22 protein-coding genes are annotated in these 24,409 nt (G+C 67.2%); 14 read left to right on the forward strand and 8 right to left on the reverse strand.

Going from position 1 to position 24,409, the window contains the following annotated elements; translation table 11 throughout:
- Positions 1–16: 16 nt before the first annotated feature.
- The gene (locus QFZ65_RS02150) at positions 17–1,744 is read left to right on the forward strand and encodes an ABC transporter family substrate-binding protein (RefSeq protein WP_306907928.1); all 1,728 of its coding nucleotides are present in this window, start codon (positions 17–19) and stop codon (positions 1,742–1,744) included.
- Between the two features lie 145 nt (positions 1,745–1,889).
- Positions 1,890–2,963, forward strand: coding sequence for a Gfo/Idh/MocA family oxidoreductase (locus QFZ65_RS02155; RefSeq protein ID WP_306907930.1), 1,074 nt, complete (start codon positions 1,890–1,892; stop codon positions 2,961–2,963).
- 107 nt (positions 2,964–3,070) lie between these two features.
- Here QFZ65_RS02155 and ald read toward each other — a convergent pair whose 3' ends face one another.
- Entirely contained in the window at positions 3,071–4,189 is a 1,119-nt protein-coding gene (gene ald / locus QFZ65_RS02160) for an alanine dehydrogenase (RefSeq protein ID WP_306907931.1), read from the reverse strand.
- A gap of 216 nt (positions 4,190–4,405) precedes the next feature.
- On the opposite strand from ald, the gene QFZ65_RS02165 reads away from it, so the two are divergent.
- Positions 4,406–5,626, forward strand: coding sequence for a CdaR family transcriptional regulator (locus QFZ65_RS02165; protein WP_306907933.1), 1,221 nt, complete (start codon positions 4,406–4,408; stop codon positions 5,624–5,626).
- 11 nt (positions 5,627–5,637) lie between these two features.
- On the opposite strand, the gene QFZ65_RS02170 is transcribed toward QFZ65_RS02165, so the two are convergent.
- The 3 genes from QFZ65_RS02170 to ptsP all read right to left on the reverse strand — a co-directional run bounded on the left by QFZ65_RS02170 (position 5,638) and on the right by ptsP (position 8,209).
- Positions 5,638–5,952: a hypothetical protein gene (locus tag QFZ65_RS02170; protein WP_306907934.1), complete on the reverse strand. Its 315-nt coding sequence runs from the start codon at positions 5,950–5,952 to the stop codon at positions 5,638–5,640.
- Between the two features lie 74 nt (positions 5,953–6,026).
- A complete protein-coding gene (locus QFZ65_RS02175; RefSeq protein ID WP_306907935.1) occupies positions 6,027–6,464 on the reverse strand; it encodes a helix-turn-helix domain-containing protein in 438 nt (145 codons plus the stop codon).
- 59 nt (positions 6,465–6,523) lie between these two features.
- Positions 6,524–8,209, reverse strand: coding sequence for a phosphoenolpyruvate--protein phosphotransferase (ptsP, locus tag QFZ65_RS02180; protein WP_306907937.1), 1,686 nt, complete (start codon positions 8,207–8,209; stop codon positions 6,524–6,526).
- 173 nt (positions 8,210–8,382) lie between these two features.
- Here ptsP and QFZ65_RS02185 point away from each other — a divergent pair, with 173 nt between their 5' ends.
- The 3 genes from QFZ65_RS02185 to QFZ65_RS02195 are packed head-to-tail and all read left to right on the forward strand — an operon-like array spanning position 8,383 to position 12,357.
- Entirely contained in the window at positions 8,383–9,111 is a 729-nt protein-coding gene (locus QFZ65_RS02185) for a TetR/AcrR family transcriptional regulator (RefSeq protein WP_306907938.1), read from the forward strand.
- Positions 9,112–9,169: 58 nt separating this feature from the next.
- Positions 9,170–11,209, forward strand: coding sequence for a PTS mannitol transporter subunit IICBA (locus QFZ65_RS02190; protein ID WP_306907940.1), 2,040 nt, complete (start codon positions 9,170–9,172; stop codon positions 11,207–11,209).
- Positions 11,209–12,357 (forward strand): mannitol-1-phosphate 5-dehydrogenase, encoded by a 1,149-nt coding sequence (locus QFZ65_RS02195; protein ID WP_306907942.1) that lies wholly within the window; start codon positions 11,209–11,211, stop codon positions 12,355–12,357. The genes QFZ65_RS02190 and QFZ65_RS02195 overlap by 1 nt, the downstream gene beginning before the upstream one ends.
- 88 nt (positions 12,358–12,445) lie before the next feature.
- On the opposite strand, the gene QFZ65_RS02200 is transcribed toward QFZ65_RS02195, so the two are convergent.
- Positions 12,446–13,915 carry an amino acid permease gene (locus QFZ65_RS02200; protein ID WP_306907943.1) on the reverse strand — a complete coding sequence of 490 codons (1,470 nt, stop codon included), beginning with the start codon at positions 13,913–13,915 and terminating at the stop codon, positions 12,446–12,448.
- Between the two features lie 174 nt (positions 13,916–14,089).
- Between QFZ65_RS02200 and QFZ65_RS02205 the strand changes: the two genes are divergently transcribed.
- Both QFZ65_RS02205 and QFZ65_RS02210 read left to right on the forward strand, forming a co-directional pair.
- Entirely contained in the window at positions 14,090–14,539 is a 450-nt protein-coding gene (locus QFZ65_RS02205; protein WP_306907945.1) for a MarR family winged helix-turn-helix transcriptional regulator, read from the forward strand.
- Positions 14,540–14,566: 27 nt separating this feature from the next.
- On the forward strand, positions 14,567–15,793 hold the full coding sequence (locus QFZ65_RS02210) for an MFS transporter (RefSeq protein ID WP_306912477.1): 1,227 nt from the start codon (positions 14,567–14,569) through the stop codon (positions 15,791–15,793).
- Positions 15,794–15,911: 118 nt separating this feature from the next.
- On the opposite strand, the gene QFZ65_RS02215 is transcribed toward QFZ65_RS02210, so the two are convergent.
- Positions 15,912–17,351 (reverse strand): sugar porter family MFS transporter, encoded by a 1,440-nt coding sequence (locus QFZ65_RS02215; protein WP_306907947.1) that lies wholly within the window; start codon positions 17,349–17,351, stop codon positions 15,912–15,914.
- 168 nt (positions 17,352–17,519) lie between these two features.
- A complete protein-coding gene (rraA, locus tag QFZ65_RS02220; RefSeq protein ID WP_306907949.1) occupies positions 17,520–17,996 on the reverse strand; it encodes a ribonuclease E activity regulator RraA in 477 nt (158 codons plus the stop codon).
- A 116-nt stretch (positions 17,997–18,112) separates the two neighbouring features.
- Here rraA and QFZ65_RS02225 point away from each other — a divergent pair, with 116 nt between their 5' ends.
- The 5 genes from QFZ65_RS02225 (at position 18,113) to QFZ65_RS02245 (ending at position 23,158) form a co-directional block, all read left to right on the forward strand.
- Positions 18,113–19,423: an MFS transporter gene (locus QFZ65_RS02225; protein WP_306907950.1), complete on the forward strand. Its 1,311-nt coding sequence runs from the start codon at positions 18,113–18,115 to the stop codon at positions 19,421–19,423.
- Positions 19,424–19,892: 469 nt separating this feature from the next.
- Complete coding sequence (locus tag QFZ65_RS02230) at positions 19,893–21,104, forward strand: NADP-dependent malic enzyme (protein ID WP_306907951.1); 1,212 nt, start codon at positions 19,893–19,895, stop codon at positions 21,102–21,104.
- A 63-nt stretch (positions 21,105–21,167) separates the two neighbouring features.
- On the forward strand, positions 21,168–21,668 hold the full coding sequence (locus QFZ65_RS02235) for a DUF456 domain-containing protein (protein WP_306907952.1): 501 nt from the start codon (positions 21,168–21,170) through the stop codon (positions 21,666–21,668).
- Positions 21,669–21,705: 37 nt separating this feature from the next.
- Entirely contained in the window at positions 21,706–22,707 is a 1,002-nt protein-coding gene (locus tag QFZ65_RS02240) for a hypothetical protein (RefSeq protein WP_306907954.1), read from the forward strand.
- Between the two features lie 94 nt (positions 22,708–22,801).
- Complete coding sequence (locus QFZ65_RS02245; RefSeq protein ID WP_306907955.1) at positions 22,802–23,158, forward strand: nuclear transport factor 2 family protein; 357 nt, start codon at positions 22,802–22,804, stop codon at positions 23,156–23,158.
- 22 nt (positions 23,159–23,180) lie between these two features.
- Here the strand turns inward: QFZ65_RS02245 and QFZ65_RS02250 are convergent, their stop codons facing one another.
- Positions 23,181–23,837: a LysE family translocator gene (locus QFZ65_RS02250; RefSeq protein ID WP_306907956.1), complete on the reverse strand. Its 657-nt coding sequence runs from the start codon at positions 23,835–23,837 to the stop codon at positions 23,181–23,183.
- Positions 23,838–23,940: 103 nt separating this feature from the next.
- Between QFZ65_RS02250 and QFZ65_RS02255 the strand changes: the two genes are divergently transcribed.
- On the forward strand, positions 23,941–24,396 hold the full coding sequence (locus QFZ65_RS02255) for an Lrp/AsnC family transcriptional regulator (RefSeq protein WP_306907957.1): 456 nt from the start codon (positions 23,941–23,943) through the stop codon (positions 24,394–24,396).
- The last annotated feature ends 13 nt before the right edge of the window (positions 24,397–24,409 follow it).

A 24,409-nucleotide genomic window follows, 5' to 3' on the forward strand; every position in this document is an offset into this window, starting at 1 on the left:
AAATGAAGGGAACACCATGAAGAATCTGACCAAGATCGGCGGAGTTGCCGCCGTCGCGGCGGCGCTCGCGCTGACCGCTTGCGGCGGTGGTGGCGGCGGAGCCAAAGGGCCCGAGGCCGGCAAAGGCCAGAACGCCGGCAGCGATCTGACCAAGCTCGTCAGCATCAATGCCAAGGACGTCAAGGACCTCCAGCCGGGCGGCACCGTCACTCTGCCGCTGGGCAACATCGGGCCGGACTTCAACGGGTTCTCCAACAACGGCAACAGCGCGGACAACACCGCGATGATGGTTCCGATCAATCCGGTTGGCGTGAGCGGCGGCGGCACCGGCGGCTGCTGGAAGTACGACTTCGTGGGCAAGGCCACCCCGAACAAAGACTTCTGCGAGTCGGTGGACAGCAAGATCACGGACGGCAAGCAGACCATCACCATCAAGATCAACGACAAAGCCACCTACAATGACGGCACCCCGATCGACGTGAAGACCTTCCAGAACACCTGGAACATCCTCAAGGGTGACAACAAGGACTACGACATCGTGAGCTCCGGAGCCTACGAGTTCGTTGAGTCCGTCGAGGCCGGCAGCAGCGACAAGGAAGTCATAGTCAAGACCACCAAGCCGGTCTACCCGCTGGAATCGCTGTTCTTCGGTCTCATCAACCCGGCCGTGAACACTCCCGAGATCTTCAACACCGGCTTCACGGGCGAGATGCACCCGGAGTGGATGGCCGGTCCTTTCAAGGTGGACCAGTATGACAGCGCCGCCAAGACCGTGACCCTGGTCAAGAACGACAAGTGGTGGGGCACCAAGCCCGTTTTGGACAAAGTTGTGTTCCGCCAGCTGGAGAGCAGCGCCGCGATCGCCGCGTTCAAGAACGGCGAGATCGACGGCGTTTCCGCCAACACCATCACACCGTACAAGCAGCTCGACGGAACCAAGGATTCGGAAGTCCGCCGCGGCCAGCGCCTCTTTGCCGGCGGCCTGAACATCAATGCGCAGAAGGCGCCGATGAACGACGTCGCGATCCGCAAGGCCATCTTCACGGCAGTGGACCGGGAGGCCCTGCGCAAGGTCCGCTTCAACGGCCTGAACTGGGAGGAGCCCAGCTCCGGATCGATGATGCTGCTGCCGTTCTCGGAGTACTACCAGGACAACTACCCCGTGACCGAGACCGGTCCCGACGCCGCCAAGAAGGTGCTGACCGACGCCGGCTACACGCCCAACGCCGCAGGTGTCATGGAGAAGGGCGGCGTTCCGGCCGCGTTCAAGATCAGCAACTTCGGTGACGACCCCACCACGCTGGCCTTTGCCCAGACGCTGCAGAACCAGCTCAAGGCCGGCGGCATGGACGTGGGGATCGATCAGCGCGCCTCTGCCGACTTCGGCAAGGTCCTGGGCAGCCGCGACTTCGACCTGAGCATCTCCGGCTATACGGTCGGCTCGGACGCGACGGATGCGGTGAAGCAGTTCTACGATTCCAAGACCAACGAAAACCAGCTGGGCGACGCCGAACTGGACGCAGAAATCGCCCGGCTTGCCTCGATCGAGGACAACGCCGAGCGGAACAAGGCGGCCATGGAGGTTGAGAAGAAGCACATGGCGAAGTACTTCTCCATGGGCGTGGTGATGAACGGCCCGCAGATCTCCTTTGCCCGCACCGGTCTGGCCAACTTCGGCCCCTCCCTGTTCCAGAGCCTGTCCCAGGTTCCGGACTGGACCACCCTCGGCTGGGTCAAGAAGTAACCTCCCCTTCCGACGCTCCCTCACCTGTAGCAGCTCTCCGGGCGACGCTCCCTCACCTTGTGGGGGAGCGTCGCCTGTTTTGGTGCCGGATCTGAGGGAGCATCTGGTGGTCCGGGGTAGCGTGGTCCGGGGTAGCGTAAGACCCATGACAACAGGTTCGTCCCGGCCCATCCGCGTCGCTATCGCCGGCTTCGGTCTCTCCGGCAGCGTTTTCCACGCGCCGCTCATCGCGGCCAACCCGGCCTTTTTCGTTGACGTCATCTCCACGTCCGACGCCGGCCGGAAGGCAGCAGCGTCCGCGACCTATCCCGGAGCCAGGATTGTGGACAGCCCGTCCGACATCATCGACCTCGCGGGGGAACTGGACCTGCTGGTGCTCGGCACGCCGCCGGCCACCCACTACCCGCTCGCGAAGGCCGCGCTGGAAGCCGGGCTCGACGTCGTCGTCGACAAACCTTTCACGGTGCGCAGCGCGGAGGGCGAGGAGCTGATTGCCCTGGCAGCGCGGCTGGGCAGGGTCCTGACCGTTTTCCAGAACCGGCGCTGGGACGGAGACTTCCTCACCGTCCACTCCCTCGTGGGTGGCGGCAGCCTCGGCTCCGTGTCGCGGTTCGAGTCACGCTTCGAGCGCTGGTCGCCCGCGGTCACCAAGGCGTGGAAGGCCTCCGCCACGGCGGACGACGGCGGCGGCGTGCTGTTCGACCTCGGCACCCACCTGCTGGACCAGGCCCTGGAACTCTTCGGGCCCGCCACGGTGGTCCACGCCGAACTCGAGGTGCGGCGCCCTGGGGAGAAGGCCGATGACGACGTGTTCCTTGCCCTGCGGCACGATTCCGGGGTCACCAGCCACCTGTGGATGAACATGCTCTGCGCCCAGCAGGGCCCGCGCTTCCGGCTGCTGGGCAGCGAGGGCGCATATACCAAGCACGGCATAGACCCGCAGGAGCCCTTCATCGTTGCCGGCGGCAGTCCGCTCGACCCCGACTATGGGGTGGAGGACCGCGACTGGGCCGGAATGCTGGGCCGGGACGGGCACCTGGACCGGCTGCCCACCGAGCGCGGTGCCTATCCCGAGTTCTACCGGATCCTGGCCGAGAAGATCAACGACGGCGGCGCGGACTCGGCGCTGCCGCTCCCGGTCGATCCCGCCGGCCCGGTTGCAGTGCTGAAGCTGATCGAACAGGCCCGCGCGCTTAAACAACAATCGACTGCTCCGTAACTGCCGTTCTGGAGGTCCAAAAGGGCGGTTGGGCCCACGCCGGCAGGGTTCCCTGGCCGAGCTTGCGAGGCGAGGGGGCCGGTGGGGAGCAGCCGATGAGGTGTTGGTTACGCGGAGACGAGCTCGTGCCAGTCGGCCACGAGCGGCAGGTTGTGCGCCTCCGACACGGAGCGGTGCGCGACCTTGCCGCCTGCGATGTTCAGGCCGGCGGCCAGGGCGGCGTCGCGCTCGAACGCGGCCTTGACGCCCAGGTTGGCCAGCGCGACGGCGTAGCGCAGGGTGACGTTGGTGAGCGCGTACGTGGACGTGTTCGGCACGGCCCCGGGCATGTTGGCAACGCAGTAGAAGATCGTGTTGTGGACCTTGTACGTCGGTTCCTGGTGCGTGGTGGGGTGCGTGTCCTCGAAGCAGCCGCCCTGGTCCACGGCGATGTCCACCAGCACGGAGCCGGGCTTCATCCGGGAGACGAGCTCGTTGGTGACGAGCTTCGGGGCCTTGGCGCCGGGGATCAGCACGGAGCCGATGACGAGGTCGGCGTCGACCACGGACTTCTCGATCTCGTAGGAGTTGGAAGCGACGGTCTTCAGGCGGCCCTGGTACTGGGCATCCAGTTCGCGCAGGCGGTTGATGTTGATGTCCAGGATGGTCACGTCGGCGCCGAGGCCCAGTGCCATCGCGGCGGCGTTGGTTCCGGCAACCCCGGCGCCCAGGACAACGACCTTCGCCGGCCGGACACCGGGTACGCCGCCGAGGAGCACGCCCTTGCCGCCGGCGGGTGCCATCAGGGAGGTCGCACCGACCTGGACGGACAGGCGGCCGGCAACCTCGGACATCGGGGCGAGCAGCGGCAGCGTGCGGCCCTCCTGGACGGTCTCGTAGGCGATGGCGGTCACGCCGGTGTTGATGAGCTCCTGCGTGAGTTCCGGCTCGGCGGCCAGGTGCAGGTAGGTGAAGAGGATCAGGCCCTTGCGGAAGCGGTGGTACTCGGCCTTGACCGGCTCCTTGACCTTCATGACCATGTCGGCGCGGGCCCAGACGTCATCGGCGTCGGCGACCATTTCGGCGCCCGCGATGGCGTATTCCTCGTCCGTGATGCCCGAGCCCAGGCCCGCGCCGCGCTCCACCAGGACGGCGTGGCCTTGGGTGCGGAACTCGTGGACGCCGGCCGCCGTGATGGCGACGCGGAATTCGTTGTTCTTGATCTCTTTGGGGACACCGATGATCATGTGTTGGCTCCAGTGCTGTGGCCGCGCGGGCCGGGATGTGCGGAAATTCGTACTTCCAGACTAAATCCCGCTGTGAGGCAGGTGACAGCAACGGACGGCCACGGAAGGCGCTGGCCCGCGGATTTCCGCGGTTTTCGGAAACGCTGGTTAGACATCTGTCGAAGTCGGGGGCGTCAGGTGTCGCCTACTGTCCGTCGGGCAAAGTAGGGTGGCAGGATGCAGCAGCAGGACGTGGAGCAGCTCGTGGAGCAGGTGGCGCTGAAGCTGGGCCGGGGCCTCTCACTCGAAGACCTGGACGGGCTCCTACTGGCCTACAGCTCCAACCAGTCGCACGCGGACCGGGTCCGCGTGAACTTCCTGCTCAGCAAGCGCGTGCCGGTGGACGTCGGCGCGTGGCAGCTCTCGCACGGGATCGCGACGGCGGTGCGCCCCGTCGTCGTACCGGCAAACGAGGAGCTGGGGATGCTCGGCCGGGTCTGCGTGCCCCTGCTGGTGCGGGGCTTCCGGGTTGGATACCTGTGGGTACAGCTCGATGCTGAAGACCCCAGTGCCACCTCAGTGCTGGCCCGCCTGCCCGAAGTGGCCGCCGACGTCGAGCAGCTGTCCGCCTTGCTGCTCGATTCCAATACCGCCGAATCGGAGTTCCGCCGCCGCCGCGAACAGGAGTTCCTTGCCGCCTGCCGGGGCGAGTCCAACGCCGTCGCGGCCGTGGGCGGGTGGAAGGAAGTGCAGGGCCGCGGGCCCTGGCAGCTGGTGACGGTGCTCGACGCGGACGGCTGGGCCGAGGGGTCGGACCCCATCGCCTCTACGTTGATCCACCGCTCTGCCGCGTTGCAGGCCACCATCGGCGTGGACGCGGCCCTGTTCAGCGCCGGCACCGAAACCCACGCTGTGGTGCTCTTCAAGGAATCCACGGGCCGGGCGAACCACGCCCAGGTCCTGGTCCACTACCAGCTGGAGCTGGCCAAACGCTCCGGCCGTCCCGTCCGCCGGATCATCCTCGGCATTTCCGAGGGCTTTGCCAGGCCGCGGGAACTGGCCGAGGCGTACCGGCAGTCCCGGCAGGCGGCGCAGGCGGCGGCCGTGGACGCCCGGCTGGGCGAACTTGTTGATTGCCGCTCCACCGGGCTCTACCAGCTGCTCGCCTCGGCCGGCGGCGGTGCCGGGGCCTGGGCCGACGCGGGGTCGGTCTATTTCCGTCTTCTGGAGGACCAGGACCGGAACGCTGAACTCCTGCCAGTCCTTGAGTTGTTCTATGACAACGACGGCTCGGTCCAGCAGGTGGCGGACAAGCTGCATCTGCACCGGAGCAGCATCTACAACCGGTTGGGCAGGATCCGGCAGCTCCTGGGCGTTGACCCGCTCAAGGGGATGGTGCGGCTGGAGCTCCACGCGGCGATCAAGGCCCGTCGCTGGGCCGACCGGCCCAGGATCTAGCGGGGCAGGACCTAGCCGTGCCCGTCAGGTTTGGGGCGGTCCGCGTCCAGGGAAAGGTCCGCACCGGACCGCCGGGCGGTCCCGCCCGCTTCCTCACTGCCAGGTTTCCGCGCTGTCTCTCCCGCTGCCGTCGGCGCCGTTTCCCGAGCCGCCTCCCGCCTGCGGCGTGAGATCTGGCTGTCCGCCCACATGGCGACCGCCACGAAGGCGACGCAGCTGGACATGAAAGTGCCCGTATTGTTCAGGCCCATCGCGGTTCCGAGGATGCCCGTGAGCACCATGGCGGCTATGCCGGCCACGATGTGCCACCCTCTGAATTTACCCACGATTCAAGCGTAACCCCGGCCTTCTCCGCGTTCCCGCGCCGGACCGGGATCGTTGCTTGATCCTTATCACCGCTTCACGAAGCTTCCCCGGCGGCGTCATGACCGGGGCCGCCGTGGCCTGCGCCCGTCACGCCCTCGCCGGGACTGTTCTTCTTCTGCCTTTCGAGCCACGCCATGATGTCCGCGAGCCGGATGCGGCGGTGCGTGCCACGGTATTCCACCGGGATCTCGCCGCGGTCGGTCATGTTTCGCAGATAGGTGTGCGAGATGCCGGCGAGCTCCGCGGCCTTCGAGGTGGTGAGCATTTCCTCGACGCTGCTGACCGTGACCGCCTCGCCCCGGCTGAACCGGCTGAGCAGATCGACGACGGCGTCCCGCGCCTTAGGCGGCAGCCGGTGCACGGTGCCGTCGACGAACACGGTGATGTCGTGGCTGCCGTTCAGGGCGTACTTGAGTTTCTGCGCGTCCTCAGCCGGAAGGCCGGCCGTCACCCGGGGAGCTATGAGTGCCATGGACTGCATCCTAGCGCCCCGGGCGGGGCTCACACGGCGCACCTGGCCGCGGATCCCCGTTAGAGCCCCAGCTCCTCAAGCACCGGAAGCTTCGCCCGTACCCAGGCGCGGGCCTCCGCTGCGCTCGGCGCCGAGAGGGCCAGCTTGGCAAGCTCCTGCGCCTCGGCGAGGGTGACGGTCTTGAGGACCGCAGCTACGGCAGCGATCGACCGCGCCGTCATGGACAGCGTGGTGACACCCAGCCCGGTGAGGACGACGGCGAGGGCAGGGTCCGCCGCTGCCTCGCCGCAGACGCCCACCGGTTTGTTGTGGCCCTCCGCGGTGGAGCCTTCGACGGTCAGGCCGACCAGCCGGAGCACGGCGGGCTGCCACGGGGTGTTCAGTCCTGCCAGCGGCCCGAGCTGCCGGTCCGCCGCCATGGCGTACTGCGTGAGGTCGTTGGTGCCCAGGCTGGCGAAACCGACCTCGCGGAGGATGGCCTCGGCGGTCAGGGCTGCCGAGGGGACCTCCACCATGACGCCGGGTGTCTTGATTCCGGCCTCGCCGCACATACCGGCGAACCGGGCCGCTTCCTCGGCCGTGGAGATCATCGGCGCCATGACCCACACGTCCGCCTCGGATTCCTGCTCCGCCCGGGCGATTGCCTGCAGCTGGCGTTCCAGCACGCCCGGCGTGGTGAAGTCGGTCCGGTAGCCGCGGACGCCGAGAGCCGGGTTCGGTTCCGTGGCGTCGGTCAGGAAGGGCAGCGGCTTGTCCGCGCCGGCGTCCAGGGTCCGGAGGACCACCTTCTTCCCGGGGAAGGCATCGAAGACGCCCTTGTAGGCCGCAGCCTGCTCGTCCACGGTGGGCTCGGTGTCGCGTTCCAGGAAGCAGAACTCGGTCCGGAAGAGTCCCACGCCCTGCGCGTTGAGGGCTGCGGCGGCCACGGCGTCCTTGGCTCCGCCGACGTTGGCCAGCAGCGGCACCAGGTGACCGTCCGCCGTCGAGCCCGTACCGTCAAAGTCGGCCAGCAGCGAGGCGGTGGCCGCCCAGTGGGCCGCGGCGGCACGCTCGGCTTCGCCCGGGTCCACGGTGATGATCCCGGCGGCACCGTCCACGTACACCTCGGTGCCGTCAGGCAGTTCGTCGACGCCCGCGGCGGCCACGACGGCGGGCAGGCCCAGGGAGCGGGCGATGATGGCGGTGTGCGACTGCGGTCCGCCGCCGGCCGTAAGCAGGGCCAGGACCTTCTCGGGGTCCAGGGTCGCGGTGTCGGCGGGGGCGAGGTCCTCGGCGATCAGGATGAAGGGAGTGGGGGAGGTAGGGATGCCGGGGGCGGGCACGCCCCGCAGTTCCGCCACGATCCGGGCGCGGACATCGAGGACGTCCGTGGCGCGTTCAGCCATATAGCCGCCCAGGTTGTGCAGCATCTCCGAGACGGACGCGCCGGCTTCCCAGATGGCCCGCTGGTTGGAGGCGCCGCGGCCGATCAGCTTGGCGGCACTCTTCAGGAGCATGGTGTCCGTCGCCATGAGGGCCGTGGCCTCCAAAACCGCTTTTCCGTCACCGCTGACGGTCTCGGACCGGGCCTTGAGCTCGTCGTGGACCGCCTTGGCGGCCGCTTTCAGTGCCGCCGTGGCTTCCTCCGCGGTGCTGCCTGCCGGGAGTTGCTCACCAGCGGGGGGTTCGCTGATGGGTTTGGGCATCTGGCGGATGCTGCCGATGATGCGGCCGGGGCTGACGCCTACGCCTGGGAAGTTCTGCACTGAAGGTCCTCATTCTCTGCCGTGGCCGGGGGGCCGGTTCGGGCGCCGCCGCTGATCCCGTGACTCCTGCGTACCAAGCGGCTGACTGCTACGTCAACCGGGATCGCGGCACCTGAAAAAATTGTATGTGATGCACTTCATATAGCGTTGCTATAGGTGCTAGGGTAGCGGTTATGAGTTTCGATGGCCAGCTCCCGCCCAAAACGCGGCTGCTCCGTGCGGCCGCCGAGCTGCTGGCCAATTCAGCCGGAGCGGCGGTCTCCACCCGCCAGATCACCAAGCTGGCGGGAGTGACAGCCCCCACCCTTTACCACCACTTCGGCGACAAGGAGGGCCTGTTCGACGCCGTCGTCGCGGCCGGTTTTGAGGACTTCGTGGCGGACGAACGCGACTTCGCGCCATCCGGCCAGCCGCTGCAGGACATCCGGCGGATGTGGGACAAGCACGTGCAGTTCGGCCTCAAGCAGCCGGAACTGTATCTGGTCATGTTCGGCAACATCCGGCCGGAGAGCCGTCCCGTCATCGTCGCCGATGCCGAGGCGCTGATGGAGGAGCTGCTGAACAAGGCCGCCGTCGCGGGCCAACTCAATGTCCCGCCGCGGGAAGCGGCCAGGAGCATCCTGGCCGCCAACGTGGGCGTGACGCTCATGCTGATCGCGGAAAAGGCGCCAGAGCGGAACCTCGAACTGTCCGCCATGACCCGCGACGCCATGATCTTCGCCGTTTCCACCGAGCAGGCCCGGAGCAGCGGCGCGGAAGATTCCGGCAGATCCTCGGTGGTTGTGGCGGCCATCGCATTGAATGCGGCTCTTCAGGCGTCGCACTCGGACCAACTCTCCAGCTCAGAACTCAAGCTGTTCCTTGAATGGCTGCACCGAATCTCCACCAGCTCAACCAGCTAGCTCGTCGAAATCATCGGATCATCCTGCGGAGCAGCAGGCATCACGGTTAGGAAATCACATGGCAACAGAGACAGTTGCGAAACCCCGCACCAGTGCGCGGGTGCACGTCCAGAAGTTCGGGACGTTCCTGTCCGGCATGATCATGCCCAACATCGGAGCGTTCATCGCCTGGGGCCTGATCACCGCCCTCTTCATCGAGAAGGGGTGGATACCCGTTCCGGCCCTTGGCGGCTTCGGCACCAATGCCGCGGGCGCACCGAATGTGGGCCTCGTCGGTCCCATGATCACCTACCTGCTGCCGCTCCTGATCGGTTACACCGGCGGCAAGATGGTCTATGACGTCAGGGGCGGCGTGGTCGGCGCCATAGGCACCATGGGCGTCATCGTGGGCGCCGGCATCCCGATGTTCATCGGAGCCATGATCATGGGCCCCCTCGGCGGCTGGACCATCAAGAAGATCGACTCGATCTGGGACGGCAAGATCCGGCCCGGTTTCGAGATGCTCGTGAACAACTTCTCCGCCGGCATCTGGGGTGCCCTGCTGGCCATGCTTGGCTTCTTCGGGATTGCCCCGCTGGTGCAGGGTTTCAGTGCGGGAGCAGGGAACGTCGTCCAGTTCCTGGTAAACAACGGCCTGCTGCCGCTGACCAGCATCTTCATTGAACCCGCCAAGGTCCTGTTCCTGAACAACGCCATCAACCACGGCGTGCTGACCCCGCTGGGCATCCAGCAGTCCCTCGACCAGGGCAAGTCCATCCTGTTCCTCCTGGAAGCCAACCCTGGTCCCGGTCTGGGAATCCTGCTCGCCTACATGTTCTTCGGCCGCGGTGCGGCGAAGGCCTCCGCCCCCGGCGCGGCCCTCATCCACTTCTTCGGTGGCATCCACGAGATCTACTTCCCCTACGTCCTCATGCGGCCGCTGCTGATCCTGGCTGCGATTGCTGGCGGCATGACGGGCATCGCCACGCTGGCCGTCACCAACTCCGGCCTCGTGGCACCGGCGGCCCCTGGTTCCATATTCGCGGTGATCGCGCAGACCTCCCGTGACAGCTATGTCGGTGTCATCCTCGCGGTCCTGCTGGCGGCAACCGCGTCCTTCCTCGTGGCCTCCGTCATCCTGCGCACAACGCGTCACAGTGACGAGGGTGACCTCAGTGACGCCACCTCCAGGATGGAAGCCATGAAGGGCAAGAAGAGCTCCGTCTCCTCAACCCTCACGGGCGCCGGTGCCGGTACTGCCGGTGCCGCGGGAAGTGTTGCGGTCCTGGCCGGTCCGGTCAAGAACATCGTCTTCGCCTGCGACGCCGGCATGGGTTCCAGCGCGATGGGCGCCTCGGTGCTCCGGAACAAGATCAAGGCGGCCGGCTACCCGGACGTCAAGGTCACCAACGCAGCCATCGCCAACCTCAACGACAGCTACGACGTCGTGGTCACGCACCAGGACCTGACGGAGCGGGCCAAGCCCGTGACCGCCAGCGCCGTCCATGTGTCCGTGGACAACTTCATGAACAGTCCCCGCTATGACGAGATTGTGGAGCTGGTCCGGAGCAGCAACACCGATTCACAGGCAGCAGGCGGCGGTGCGCACGTTGCCGAAACGCACGGTGCCGACACCCGCGGGGCGGGCACCACAACGGTCACGGAGGAGGAAGCAGGGGCAGGCCCCGCCGGCATCCTTGTTGCCGACAGCGTTGTCCTGAACGGCGCGGCCACCACCCGTGACGCCGCCATCGACGAGGCGGGCCGCCTGCTGCTGGACCGCGGCGCGGTCGACTCCGGCTACATCGACGCCATGCACGAGCGGGAGGAATCGGTGTCCACCTACATGGGCAGCTTCCTCGCCATTCCGCACGGCACCAACGCGGCCAAGGACCACATCAGGAAGTCCGCGGTTTCAGTGGTCCGCTACCCGGACGGCATCGACTGGAACGGCAAGCAAGTGAAGTTCGTCGTCGGCGTCGCCGGCATCAACAATGAACACCTGCACATTCTCTCCTCGATCGCCAAGGTCTTCACCAACAAGGCACAGGTGGCGCAGCTTGAGGCTGCCACCACGGTCGACGAAGTGCTGGATCTGTTCGGAAAGGTCAACTCATAGTGAAGGCTGTTCATTTCGGCGCCGGAAACATCGGGCGCGGGTTCGTGGGTCTGCTGCTGCACGAGGCGGGGTACGAGGTGGTGTTCGCGGACGTCGCGGATGCCCTGATCACCCAGCTGGCCGCCGCGGACAGCTACCAGGTCCACGAGGTGGGGGAGGCCCCCACCGTCCGCACCGTGACGAACTTCCGGGCGCTGAACTCCAGCAGCCAGGAGGCGGACGTCATCGCGGAGATTGCGACGGCGGATGCGGTCACCACCGCCGTGGGCCCGCACATCCTGAAGTTCGTGGCCCCCGTGATTGCTCGGGGAATCGCCGCACGGGCGCCGGGACTCGGACCGCTGCAGGTGATGGCGTGTGAGAACGCCATCAACGCCACGGACATCCTCAGGGACGAGGTGGCGGCCCAGTGGGACCCGGCTGCCGGCTCCCTGGCGGACGCCGCAGTGTTCGCGAACACTGCCGTGGACCGGATCGTACCCAACCAGGAGGCCGGACAGGGCCTGGATGTCACGGTGGAGACGTTCTACGAATGGGTCATCGACCGCACCCCGTTTGCGGGCAAGGAGCCGGTGATCCCTGGCGCTACGTTCGTGGACAACCTCGCGCCGTACATCGAGCGGAAGCTGTTCACGGTGAACACCGGACACGCAGCGGCCGCCTACTTCGGCTTCGAGGCCGGCCTGGAGAAGATCTCTGATGCCATGGCCGACCAGGACGTCGCGGCGGACGTGGGGGCGGTCCTCGAGGAGACCAAGGAACTGCTGGTGGCCAAGCACGGCTTCAACCGTGACGAACAGGAGGCCTATGTGCAGAAGATCCTGGGCCGCTTCTCCAACCCGCACCTGCCGGACACGGTGAACCGGGTCGGCAGGGCGCCGCTGCGCAAGCTCAGCCGGCACGAACGCTTCATCGGCCCGGCGGCGGAACTGGCCGAACGCGGGATCGTCCCGGAAGCTCTGCTTGGGGCCATCGCCGCGGCGCTGCGCTTCAACGATCCGGCCGACACCGAGGCGGTGGAGCTCGCAAAGATCCTGGCCGCGTCCACGCCGGAGGACGCAACGGAGAAGATCACAGGCCTGGAGCGGAGCCATCCGCTGTTCCCGGCCGTGTCCGCCCTCGTTGAAGAGGCCAAGGCGGTGGTCTAGCCGTACCTGCCGCACCGCAAACGACTGGCCCTCCCTCACATCACGTGAGGGAGGGCCCGTCATTTAAGCTGCGGGAGCTGCGGGAGCGTCAGGCGCGGGTGGCCGCATCCCTGGTTTCGGCGTCGGACATGGCCTTCCATTCCGCGACCCGTGCCTGGTGCAGCGGGGAGCGGCGGACGACGGCGTACGCGACACCGAGGACCGCAAACCAGGCCGGCGTGACCAGCAGGGCCGTGAACGTGTCCGGTTGCGTGGTCAGCGCCCAGACCAGGAACGCGAAGAACGCGAAAACAACCCACACCATCGGGATGCCGCCGGGCATCTTGAACGGCGATGCCGCGTGCAGCTCGGGGCGGCGCTTGCGGAACACCAGGTAGCTGGCGAGGATGATGCTCCAGACGAACATGAAGCAGACAGCCGAGACGGTGGTGACCATGTCGAACGCGACGCCCACGTCCTTGCCGGCGTAAAGCAGGGCGACGCCGGCAAGCAGCAGCACGCAGGAAAGAAAGAGCGCGTTCTGCGGAACCTTGCGGCGGGAGAGGCGGCCGAACATCCGGGGCGCGTCGCCGTCGTTCGCCAGGCCGAACACCATCCGCGAGGTGGAGTAGATGCCCGAGTTCGCGGAGGACATCGCCGAGGTCAGCACGACGAGGTTCACGACCGTGGCCGCGATCCCCAGCCCGGCAAGTGAGAACATCGCGATGAACGGGCTCTGGCCGGCCTTGAACTCCGTCCAGGGCGTCACTGACATCAGGATGATCAGGGCGCCGACGTAGAACAGCATGACCCGCACGGGGATGGCGTTGATGGCGCGCGGCAGGTTGTGTTCCGGGTTCTTGGTTTCGGCGGCGGCCGTTCCCACAAGCTCAATGCCCACGAACGCGAAGACGGCGATCTGGAAGCCGGCCACGAAGCCCATGAATTCCTTGGGGAAGAAGCCGCCGTGGTTCCACAGGTTCGTGAACCCGGCCGTGCCCGCGTTGGAGCGGAAGCCGGTGAAGATCATTACCAGGCCCACCACGATCAGCGCCACGATGGCCACGATCTTGATGAGAGCGAACCAGAACTCGGTCTCACCGAAGGCCTTGACGGTGGGGAGGTTCAGGAGGAGCAGGATGACGATGGTCGCGAGGCCCGGTATCCACAGCTGGATGCCCGGCCAGAGCTGCTCCGCGTAGCCCGCGATCGCAATGACGTCCGCCACGCCGGTAACCACCCAGCAGAACCAGTACGTCCAGCCGGTGAAGAAGCCAGCCCACGGGCCCAGGAGATCGCCCGCGAAGTCACTGAAGGACTTGTATGCCAGGTTGGAGAGCAGCAGCTGGCCCATCGCGCGCATGACGAAGAACAGCATGAAGCCGATGATCATGTACACGAAGATGACGGAGGGGCCGGCGACCGAAATGGTTTTGCCCGATCCCATGAAAAGTCCGGTGCCAATCGCGCCGCCGATGGCCAGGAGCTGGATGTGCCGGTTGCTCAGCGAGCGTGCAAGGTGGGGCTCGGTGTCCCGGCCCGGGGCAGTTCTCTGCCCCGAAATTGTCTGTTCGGGCATATCGTTAATCCTTCGTCTGGTCCGCCGAGGGTGACGGCGGATACAAAATCAGCCCTTCCAAAGTACAGGCCCGGAAATCGATCCGCGGTGTCGGCCGCCCTGGTGCCCCGTTCATGACAAAAACCGGCACCCGATCTTGACCGTTAGGCAGCCTAACTGTTAGGCTACCTAACTATGAACAGCAGTGAAAAACCCAGTCCCGCGCTCCATGCCTTGGCCCAGGACTTTCGTAATGCGCTGCGCCACAGCGTGTATCTCGTCCGCCGCCTCGACGCCGACGGCGACCTCAGTGCCGCCCAGCTCAGCACCCTCAAGATGCTCCTCGACGACGGCATCCGCGTCGGGGAAATCGCCCGGAACCTCGGGGTCAAGGTGCCCAGCGCCACCGAACAAATCATCAAGCTCGAAAAGGCGGGCCTGGCCCGCCGCGAAGCCGACCCGGATGACTCCCGGGCCGTCCGGGTGGTGCTGACGGCGGAGGGCCGTAGCGCCGTCGAGTCCGCGGACGAACGGCGCAACGCCGTCATGGCCGGAATCCTTGCGGCCCTCAGCGAGCCGGAGCGCCGGGCCCTCGCCGCCGCCATTCCGGTGGTCGAGAAGATCAACACCACCCTTCAGCACTGAACCACCAACACTTTAGGAGTGCCCTTCATGCAAGGCCAGCTCGCCGACACCGCGCCGGCAGTGGAAGAAACCCTCGAGGCTGAAAAGGCCTCGCTACTCAAACAGCCGAAGGCGGTGTGGGCCACGGCCCTGGCCGCGGTGTTCGCGTTTATGGGCATCGGCCTGGTGGATCCCATCCTCCCGGCTATCGCCAAGAACCTGGAGGCCAGCCCCAGCCAGGTTTCCCTGCTGTTCACGAGCTACTTCGTGGTGACCGCCGTGGCGATGCTGGTTACCGGGTACGTCTCCTCGCGGATCGGTGGCAAAAAGACCCTGCTGATCGGCCTCGCCGTCATTGTCGTTTTCGCCTCCCTGTCCGGCATGTCCGGAAGCGTCGGTGAGCTGGTTGGATTCCGTGCCGGATGGGGTCTGGGCAATGCGCTGTTCGTAGCCACCGCCCTTGCCGTCATTGTGGGTGTGGCCAGCGGCGGTGCCGGCACCGCGATCATCCTCTACGAGGCGGCCCTGGGGCTGGGCATCTCCCTCGGCCCGCTGCTCGGGGCGCTCCTGGGCGGCTGGCAGTGGCGCGCGCCGTTCTTCGGCACCGCCGTGCTGATGGCCGCTGCCTTCTTCGCCCTCGTCGCACTCCTGCCCAGGACCCCGCTGCCCGAGCGAAAGGTCCGGCTCCGCGACCCGTTGCTGGCACTGGGCCATAAGGGACTGCGCACGACGGCGGCCAGCGGACTGTTCTACAACTACGGCTTTTTCACCATCCTGGCCTTCACGCCCTTCATCCTGGGCATGGACGCCTACGGCATCGGCGGCGTGTTCTTCGGCTGGGGCGTGGCCGTTGCCGTGTTCTCAGTGTTCGTGGCGCCCGTGCTGCAGAACCGCTTCGGCGCCACCAAAGTGCTCACCGGCACCCTGGCCCTCCTGATGCTGGACCTCGCCGGACTCGGACTGGCAGCAGGTCACTCGGTGCCCGCCGTCGTCGTCCTCGTAGTGGCGTCCGGAGCGCTGCTGGGCATCAACAACACCATCTACACCGAGCTGGCCATGGGAGTCTCGGACTCTCCGCGGCCCGTGGCGTCGGCCGGTTACAACTTTGTGCGCTGGATGGGCGGGGCACTGGCACCGTTTGCCGCGGCGCAGCTGGCCGAGCACTTCGGCCCGCAGGTACCGTTCTTCGCCGGCGCCGTGGCCGCCATCATCGCCATGGCGATTGCCGTCGGCGGGCGCCACTACCTCGCTGCCCACGAACCGCACGTCGTCTAGGCTTCCCGCCCGCCGGTTCCCCCTCGTATAAGCGACGAGATGACAGAAAACGCCAATGTTCCACGTGAACATTGGCGTTTTCTGTCATCTCGGCGGAGTGCGGGCAGGGTGCAGGGGGTCAGGACTTGGCTGAGCCCTTCGGGACGAAGAGGGTATCCGCCTGTTCCAGGGACATGCCGTTGGTCTCGGGCACCTTGAACATCACGAAGAAGAACGACGCGGCCGCGAACAGCGCGTACATGGCGTAGGTCAGCGGCAGGGAGGCGCCGGCCATCACCGGGAAGCTCAGGGTGATGCCGAAATTGGCGATCCACTGGGCGGCTGCGGCCAGGCCCAGTGCCCGTGCCCGGATGCGCGACGGGAAGATTTCACCCAGCAGAACCCAGACCAGCGGGCCCCAGGAAGCACCGAAGCTGATGACGAAGACGTTCGCGGCAACGAGGGCTGCGGGGCCCCAGGCGCCGGGCAGGGAAATTGAGTCACCGGTGCCTGTGGCCGAACTGAAGGCGAGGGCCATGGTGCCGAGGGAGAGGGCCATGCCGATGGAGCCCGCCAGCAGAATGGGACGGCGGCCGACCCGGTCCACCAGCGCGATTGCCACCAGGGTTACCAGGATGTTCGTGATGGAGGTGGCCACGGAGATGGTGAGCGAGTCCTTCTCCTGGAAACCCACGGCCTTCCACAGCGTGGTGGAGTAGTAGAAGATCACGTTGATGCCGACGAACTGCTGCAGCACGGACAGGATGATCCCGATCCAGACCACCGGCTGCAGTCCCAGGGTCTTGCCGCCCAGGGAGCCCTTCTGGCCCGCAAGCTTGTCCTCGTCGATGGCGGTCTTGATGTCCCGCAGGTGGCGGTCCGGGTCCTCGGTCGGGGCGATTGACGTGAAAACCTCCAGCGCCTCCGCATCCTTGCCCTGGAACACCAGGAAACGCGGCGACTCGGGCAGGGTATAGGCGATCCAGCCGTATACAACCGCCGGGACGGCCGCGGCCAGGAACATCCAGCGCCATGCCTCCAGGCCGAACCACAGGTCCTGGTCCGCTCCGCCCGCCGAGGTGGCCACCAGGGCGTCGGAGAGGAGGGCCGCGAAAATGCCCGAGGTGATTGCCAGCTGCTGGAGCGAGGCCAGACGTCCCCGGACGTGGCGGGGTGAGATCTCGGAAATGTACGCCGGTGCGATCACCGAGGCCAAGCCGATGCCGAGCCCGCCTACCAGGCGCCAGAGGATCAGGTCCCAGACGCCGAAAGCGAAGCAGGTGCCCACGGCGCTGACGAGGAACAGCAGGGACCCGATCTTCATCGCGGGGATGCGCCCGTAGCGGTCGGCAACCTTGCCGGCCAGGTACGCACCCGCAGCGCAGCCGAGCAGGGCCACGGCGACGGCGAAGCCGGTCACGGCCTCGCTCAGCGCGAACTCGTCCTTGATCGCGTCGACAGCACCGTTAACCACCGAGGAGTCGAAGCCGAAGAGGAAGCCGCCGACGGCGCCTGCCACGGCCAGCCATATGACCCGCTTGGGAATCTTGGCGGCGGTCTGGTCCTGGGTTGTGGTCATGCGGCTCCTCGGCAAGTCGGTCCGCGGCTTCCGCCGCGACTACCAAGTCTTACACCGCACCCGGCGTGCCCCCTGTCACACGGGCCAAATAGTGAGAGGAAACATACACTTCCTGCCGCGCGGACGACGGCGCCGCCCCTTTGCCGCTCCGCCGCGTTCCGGCTTCCCTCAGCGCTCGATGAGGATCCCGTCCGGGTCACACCAGATCATCGCGTTGGGCCGCACGGTCACGCCGTCGATCACCAGTTCCACGTCGACCTCGCCGGTGCCTGCCTTCGCGCTCTTGCGCGGGTTGCTGCCGAGGGCCTTGACCCCCAGCGGGAGCTCCGCGATGGCGGCCCGGTCGCGGACGGCGCCGTGGATTACGACGCCGGCCCACCCGTTGCTGACGGCACTCGCCGCGATCAGGTCCCCCATCAGCGCCGTGCGGAGCGAACCGCCGCCGTCGACCACCAGGACGGCACCGCGGCCGGGGGTCGCCAAGGTTGCCTTGACGAGGGCGTTGTCCTCGAAGCAGCGGACGGTCCGGACCGGCCCGCTGAAGTGCGTACGGCCCCCGACCGATTGGAACTGTAGGGCCACGGAGTCGAGCTCCTCGCCCCGTTCGTCGTAGAGGTCAGCGGTGTTCACGTTCAATGCGGTCATTGGTGCTCCTTAAGGTAGAGACAGGACGAGAAACAGAAGGGCGGATCCCGAGACCCACGATAGTCTGGCCACGGATCGGGTATCGGCCTGTGTCACGAGTCCTGGGGGAGCAAAGCATGAGTCTGTCCGAAACGCCCGGAGCAGCTCCGGATCCTGCCGTGGCGGGCCCCGGCAGGGTGCCAGCGGCCGCGCTCGCGGAACCGGAGCGGCGGGTCCGCCCGGTCTGGACCGCGGGCGTGGTGCTGGTGAACGTCGGGATCAATGCGGCGTTTTTCGGCCCGCTCCAGGTTTTGCTGGGCCAGCAGGCGGCGGCGTTCAGTGAAGAGGACAAGGAAGCCATCCTTGCCCTCGTGACCGGTGCCGGCGCTGCTGTATCGCTCGTGGCCAATCCACTGTTCGGAGCTTTCAGTGACCGGACCACGTCGCGGTATGGCCGCCGCGTGCCGTGGGTGGTTTTCGGGGCGGTCCTCGGCGCGGCCGCGCTGATTGCGCTGGCAGGGGCCCCGGACGTCGCTGCCATGACGCTCCTGTGGTGCCTCGTCCAGACAGGGTGCAACGGCGCCTATGCCGCGATCACGGCCGCCATCCCGGACCGGGTGCCGGTCCCTCAGCGCGCCACCGTGGGCGGCATGGCCGCCATGGGCCAGACTGTGGGGATCCTGATCGGCGCGGTGATTGCTGCCGCCGTGGCGGGAAACTTTGCCGCCGGTTACTTCGTCTGCGCAGCGGCGCTGCTGGCCGGCGTCGTGCTCTATTTCTTCAAGAACGACGACGTTCAGCTGCCCGCGCAGGCCCGGCCGCCATTCAGCGTGGCCGGTTTCGCCAGGGGCTTCTGGGTATCGCCGCGCCGCTACCCGGACTTCGCCTGGGCGTGGCTGACCCGGTTGCTGGTCAACGTCGGCAACCACATGGTCACGCTGTATCTGCTGTTCTTCCTCAAGGACGCCGTTCATGTGAAGGAAGCGCAGGGGATCGAACCGGAATTCGGTGTGCTGGTCCTCACCGGACTGTATGCGGTGATGGTCATCATCACGAGTGTGGTGGGCGGGCGGTTGAGCGACCGGATGGGCAAGCGGAAGCCGCTCGTCATCATCTCCTCGGGGGTCATTGCCGCAGCCTCACTGATCCTGGCGATCGCGCCGACCTGGCCGGGCGCGCTGATCGGCGCCTCCGTGCTCGGCATCGGCTTCGGCTGTTACCTGGCCGTGGACTTTGCGCTGATTACCCAGGTGCTGCCCGCGGCGCTGAGCCGCGGCAAGGACCTGGGCGTGCTGAACATCGCCAACTCGCTGCCCCAGGTGCTCGCGCCGCTCATCGCCTTTCCCTTCGTGGTGCTGTGGGGCGGGTATGTTTCGCTCTACGTGGCGGCGGCGGTGATCGGCCTCCTCGGGGCTGTTTTTGTCGTCAAGATCAAGGGCGTGGACTGACCCGGGAGTCCTTGCGGGCGGTGTGCCGGGGACTGGCCGCTGGTTCGTATGTGCCGTGCGGCTGCGCCGTATAGGGGTTGGGAGTTGCCGCGGCAACGGTGCGGAGGAACCCTTCGTTCCTGCCGAGAAGGATCTGAAGAAAGCTTGCGCGCTGCTGGCCAGCAAGGCCGAAGCCGCGTAACCGGTCTAGGCCAGTGACGTTAAAAAGCGCCACATTGCTGTGAGGTGGAGCACGCGATCTGGCGAAAAACGCGGTGCCGCCGGTACCGTGCCTGCCGGCCCGGCCTGAACGCGTACGCACCTTGGTTACCATTGCAGAACCGGAGCGGCACCGCCGCCAGCACTGCCCGGAGCTTCACTGCCGGCCCGCCATCCTTGGGCCGCCGACGTTCCCCAGCCCATCTCGAGCACCCTGTGCTCATCTTTTCTCGTCCCGTGCGTCCACGGTGAGCCCCCAGGAGACAACGACGTGTCCATTGAAACCATCCTTCCCGCCGATGCCGCTTCCCCGGAAGAGCCGGCAGCCCCACTGACCGACGCGGAGATTTTCGCAGCCCACCAGGGCGGCAAGCTGGCCATTTCCAGCACTGCCCCGCTGGCAACCAAGCGGGACCTCTCCATTGCCTACACGCCCGGCGTGGCACAGGTCAGCCGCGCCATTGCCGCCGATCCGGACCTGGCCAAGACCCTGACCTGGGCCCAGCGCCTCGTCGTGGTGGTCAGTGACGGCACCGCCGTCCTGGGCCTGGGCAACATCGGTGCCAGCGCCTCACTTCCCGTGATGGAAGGCAAGTCCGCCCTGTTCAAGACCTTCGGCGAGCTCGATTCCATCCCGCTGGTGCTGAACACCACCGACGTGGACGAGATCGTCGAGACGCTCGTCCGGCTGCGCCCGAGCTTCGGCGCCGTGAACCTTGAGGACGTCTCGGCGCCCCGGTGCTTCGAGCTCGAGGAAAAGCTCATCGAGGCCCTCGACTGCCCCGTCATGCACGATGACCAGCACGGTACCGCCGTCGTCGTTCTTGCAGCCCTGACCGGCGCCGCCAAGGTGACGGGACGCGAACTGGCGGGCCTGCGTGTGGTCATCTCCGGCGCCGGCGCTGCCGGAATCGCTGTCGCCGAAATCCTGCTGGCCGCCGGCATCGGCGACGTCGTCCTGCTGGACTCACGCGGCGTGATCCACCGGAATCGCGCCGACATCGCCGCCGACCCCGGCAGCAAGAAGGCCAGGCTCGCGGCGCGCAGCAACCCCCGCGGTGTCGACGGCGGACCCGGCGAGGCGCTGCTCGGGGCGGACGTCTTCATCGGAGTCTCCTCCTCCAAGCTGGATGAGGAGCACCTGAAGCTCATGAACCACAGCTCCATCGTCTTCGCCCTGTCCAACCCGGACCCCGAAGTCCTGCCGGAGGTCGCACGGCAGTACGCCGCTGTGGTTGCCACCGGACGCAGCGACTTCCCCAACCAGATCAACAACGTCCTGGCGTTCCCCGGCATCTTCCGCGGCGCCCTCGACGCCGGCGCCCGCCGGATCACCCCGGCGATGAAGCTGGCCGCCGCCCGCGCCATCGCCGCGCTTGCCGAGGACGGACTCTCCGCGGACTACATCGTGCCGAGCCCGCTGGACCCGCGCGTGGCACCGGCGGTTTCGGCAGCGGTCGCCGCGGCGGCCGAGGCGGAGTAACCGCGGCAGGTCCTCCTCTGGCCGGGACCGAGGCGGCAGCCGCGGGGACCATAGACTGGGGCGATGAACCCCGAGACAGTCGTGACCATCCTCTGCGGCCTGGCCATCCTGGTGGGAGTGGCGGGCACCATCATTCCCGTGCTCCCCGGCAGCTTCCTGATCGGCCTCAGCCTGCTGGCCTGGGCGCTGTGGGGTGGCGCCGGAACTACCGGCTGGGTGGTATTCGCCATTGGCATGGTGTTCGTCGTTGCGGGCATGGCTGCCAGCGCGGTCCTGACCGGCCGGAAGCTCAAGCAGCACAGCATTCCCGGCCGGTCGGTTGTGGCGGGCCTGGTCCTGGGCGTCGTCGGCATGTTCATCATTCCGGTGGTGGGCCTGTTCGTGGGCTTCGCCGCCGGGCTCCTGCTCAGCGAACTGCACCGCACCCGGGTGTTCCGTACCGCCGTCGCCTCCAGTTGGGCAGCGCTGAAGGCCACCGGCCTCGGCATGATTGCCGAATTCGGCCTGGCCTGCCTGGCCGCGAGCACGTGGGTGATCGGCCTCTGGGTGGCCGCGGCAGCCTAGGATGCCTGCTGCTGCGGCCTGCCACTAGCATGGGTGCATGAGCGCCGGACCCGGAGAATCCGTTCCCCAGCAGCCGCCCCTGTTCCGCGATACCCGGGACCTGACGCCCTTCCGGAAGGCGCTGATCCGTACCCCGGTGCGCGGCCTCGCCGGGGGTGTGGCCGGGCTGGTCTCCGCAGTCCTGGCCGGTACGACCCGGGGCACTCTGAGTGCCGAGGGCGGTTTTCCACGGCTCGGGAAAGTCGCCGGCCGGAGCCCCGGGAAGGCGGCGAAAGCCGTGCATCCCGCTGTTTTCGGCAGCACGGACCCGGACCGGCTGATCGACCTGGCCCGGCAGTTCCCGGACTGGGCCGGACTCTGCTACCTCATGGCCGGGTTGCTGGCGTACACGCACGGCGGGTACCTGCGTGCCTCCGAGCTGCTCCAGCGTGGCCTTTCGGTCCGGAACGGCGACGCCGCGAACGGCTACGCCTCCCAATACCTCGCCGGAGTGCTGACCCGGGTGGAGGTTGCCGAGCGGATCGAAGTACCGGTCCTGTTCAGCGAAGAAGCGGTCTTCCTCGCGCTGTCCCACGCGCTCCGCGAGACCGGCCAGACCGAGGCAGCGCTGGCCGCCCTTGCCGGACTGCCGCCCTCGCTCCCGCTGGCGCTTGCCCGCCGCTCGCTCGCGGCTGGCCTGGGCCGGGACGCGGACGTGGCGGCGGACACCGAGGGCCTGCTCAACGGCGATGACCTGTCGGCGGCGCTGCTGCTGGTGCGGGCCCGCTCGCTGCGGAAACTCGGCGACTATGGTGCCGCCCGCGAGGCGCTCCAGGAAGTCCTGCGCCGGCGGAAGACGGACTTCACGCTGCGCAGCGACGCCCTGACCGACCGTGCCCTGCTGCTCTTGGACAACGGCCGGAAATCGCTCAGCCCGCGGGAATGGCAACGCCGGAAGCCTGCTGAGCTGGAGGCCGTGAGGGCGATCCGTAAGGATGCGGAGATGCACGAGCTCTGGGACCGGGAATACGGCCGGGCAGGCGAGGGCGACGGCGGCTGATCCGGGAGCACCCGGCTTCCGCCCCAGCTCAGGGGCGTATGTCCACGTAGCTGCTACGCTTGCGGGCCCCCGCGGCAGGTAGTACAAACGAGGCATGAGAGACGCCGCCGCCCGCTGGATGCAGCACTACATCACGGCCTGGGGCTCAAATGATCCCGACGACATCCGGGCCCTGTTCACGGAGGACGCCGTCTACTACACGAGCCCGCACGAGGCGGAGCCGTGGGAGGGGCGGGAGCAGATCGTTGAGGGCTGGCTTGCGGCCCGGGATGATCCCGGGGACTGGTCTTTCGAGTGGAATCTGTTGGGGGTCGACGGCGGACGGGCCTTCGTCCAGGGCCTCACGACCTACCAGACGGACCACCGCAGCTACGACAACCTGTGGGTCATCCAGCTCACCGCCGACGGCCGGGCCTCATCCTTCACCGAGTGGTACATGCCCCGCAAGTAATGGTTCACCCGGCAGGGGCAGCTCAGCCGTGCAGCACCGCGGGGGCCAGGACCGGCACGAGCCGCTCAGCGAGCAGCGCGACGCCCAGCCCCACCATGATGATTCCGCTGGCCAGGGTCACGCGCCGCGCCGCCGCGGGACGCGCATGCAGGATTTTCCGCGCGAGCAGCGCCACGCAGCTGTAGACAACCGCCACCAAGAGGACGAAGGTCAAACCCAAGAGCCCTGACTGCACCGGAACCGGCAGGGACGCCTCGGGGTTGACGAACTGCGGCACGAGGGCCACGTAGAACAGCAGCCCCTTTGGATTGATGCCGCTGGTGCCCATGCCCTGGACGAACGTCCGGAACTGGTTCGCCGGGGCAGACAGGTCGGCGGCGCCGCCCCCGAAGCTCGCCCCCCGCCAGGACCGGATGGTGGTGGCGCCAAGCCAGAGCAGATACGCGGCGCCGGCTACGGTCAGCCAGCCAAGCACGCCGGGGATGCCGGCGAGCAGGGCGGCCAGGCCGGCCACGAGGAGGGCGGTGTGCAGCACGTAGCCGCCGCAGAGCCCGGCCACTGCCGGCACGAAGCTGCGCTGCCTCAGCCCCGCGGTGATGGAGTAGGCCCAGTCCGCCCCGGGGGTGCAGGCCAGGGCGCCTGCGACGACCAGAAAGGAAAGAAACAGCTGCGAATTCATGGGAGCTCCTGGGGCGTGGTTACAGGAAAAACTCTAGGGAAGTTTCCGCCGGAAGTGCTCGCTGTTTTCGCCCCGAATTGCCGCTGGCCGGTAAGATTATTGCGTGCTGGACCATATCGATAGAAATATTTTGCGCCACCTCAAAGAGGACGGCCGCATGACCGCCACAGCGCTCGCCGGAGAGGTGGGTCTGACGGTGGCGCCGTGCCACCGGAGGCTCCGCGATCTCGAGGCGTCCGGAGTGATCCGCGGCTATCGGGCGGACATCGACCCTGCCGCCGTCGGGCTGGGTTTCGAGGCAATCGTTTTCGTGACGCTGCGGCAGGTGGACAGAGCCACCATGGAGATCTTCGAAAACCGTGTGGCGGCCAACCCCAACATCGTGGAGGCCCAGCGGCTGTTCGGCTCGCCCGACTACCTGCTCAAGGTGATCGCTGAGGACCTCCCGGCCTACCAGCGTTTCTACGACGCCGAACTGACGTCGTTGCCCGGCGTCGAACGCCTGACGTCCACGCTGGTGATGAAGAACCTCAAGACGAACATCGGGCCCCCCGTCTGACCCGACCTGTCCG

The sequence above is a fragment of the Arthrobacter sp. B3I9 genome (assembly GCF_030816935.1).
GTDB lineage: Bacteria > Actinomycetota > Actinomycetes > Actinomycetales > Micrococcaceae > Arthrobacter.

What these genes read in the sequence shown, in the direction of transcription:
- QFZ65_RS02150 (WP_306907928.1), top strand. Translation starts at nt 17, where the DNA reads ATGAAGAATCTGACCAAGATCGGCGGAGTTGCCGCCGTCGCGGCGGCG.
- QFZ65_RS02155 (WP_306907930.1), top strand. Translation starts at nt 1,890, where the DNA reads ATGACAACAGGTTCGTCCCGGCCCATCCGCGTCGCTATCGCCGGCTTC.
- ald (WP_306907931.1), bottom strand. Translation starts at nt 4,189, where the DNA reads ATGATCATCGGTGTCCCCAAAGAGATCAAGAACAACGAATTCCGCGTC.
- QFZ65_RS02165 (WP_306907933.1), top strand. Translation starts at nt 4,406, where the DNA reads ATGCAGCAGCAGGACGTGGAGCAGCTCGTGGAGCAGGTGGCGCTGAAG.
- QFZ65_RS02175 (WP_306907935.1), bottom strand. Translation starts at nt 6,464, where the DNA reads ATGGCACTCATAGCTCCCCGGGTGACGGCCGGCCTTCCGGCTGAGGAC.
- QFZ65_RS02185 (WP_306907938.1), top strand. Translation starts at nt 8,383, where the DNA reads ATGAGTTTCGATGGCCAGCTCCCGCCCAAAACGCGGCTGCTCCGTGCG.
- QFZ65_RS02190 (WP_306907940.1), top strand. Translation starts at nt 9,170, where the DNA reads ATGGCAACAGAGACAGTTGCGAAACCCCGCACCAGTGCGCGGGTGCAC.
- QFZ65_RS02200 (WP_306907943.1), bottom strand. Translation starts at nt 13,915, where the DNA reads ATGCCCGAACAGACAATTTCGGGGCAGAGAACTGCCCCGGGCCGGGAC.
- QFZ65_RS02205 (WP_306907945.1), top strand. Translation starts at nt 14,090, where the DNA reads ATGAACAGCAGTGAAAAACCCAGTCCCGCGCTCCATGCCTTGGCCCAG.
- QFZ65_RS02210 (WP_306912477.1), top strand. Translation starts at nt 14,567, where the DNA reads ATGCAAGGCCAGCTCGCCGACACCGCGCCGGCAGTGGAAGAAACCCTC.
- QFZ65_RS02215 (WP_306907947.1), bottom strand. Translation starts at nt 17,351, where the DNA reads ATGACCACAACCCAGGACCAGACCGCCGCCAAGATTCCCAAGCGGGTC.
- rraA (WP_306907949.1), bottom strand. Translation starts at nt 17,996, where the DNA reads ATGACCGCATTGAACGTGAACACCGCTGACCTCTACGACGAACGGGGC.
- QFZ65_RS02225 (WP_306907950.1), top strand. Translation starts at nt 18,113, where the DNA reads ATGAGTCTGTCCGAAACGCCCGGAGCAGCTCCGGATCCTGCCGTGGCG.
- QFZ65_RS02235 (WP_306907952.1), top strand. Translation starts at nt 21,168, where the DNA reads ATGAACCCCGAGACAGTCGTGACCATCCTCTGCGGCCTGGCCATCCTG.
- QFZ65_RS02240 (WP_306907954.1), top strand. Translation starts at nt 21,706, where the DNA reads ATGAGCGCCGGACCCGGAGAATCCGTTCCCCAGCAGCCGCCCCTGTTC.
- QFZ65_RS02245 (WP_306907955.1), top strand. Translation starts at nt 22,802, where the DNA reads ATGAGAGACGCCGCCGCCCGCTGGATGCAGCACTACATCACGGCCTGG.
- QFZ65_RS02250 (WP_306907956.1), bottom strand. Translation starts at nt 23,837, where the DNA reads ATGAATTCGCAGCTGTTTCTTTCCTTTCTGGTCGTCGCAGGCGCCCTG.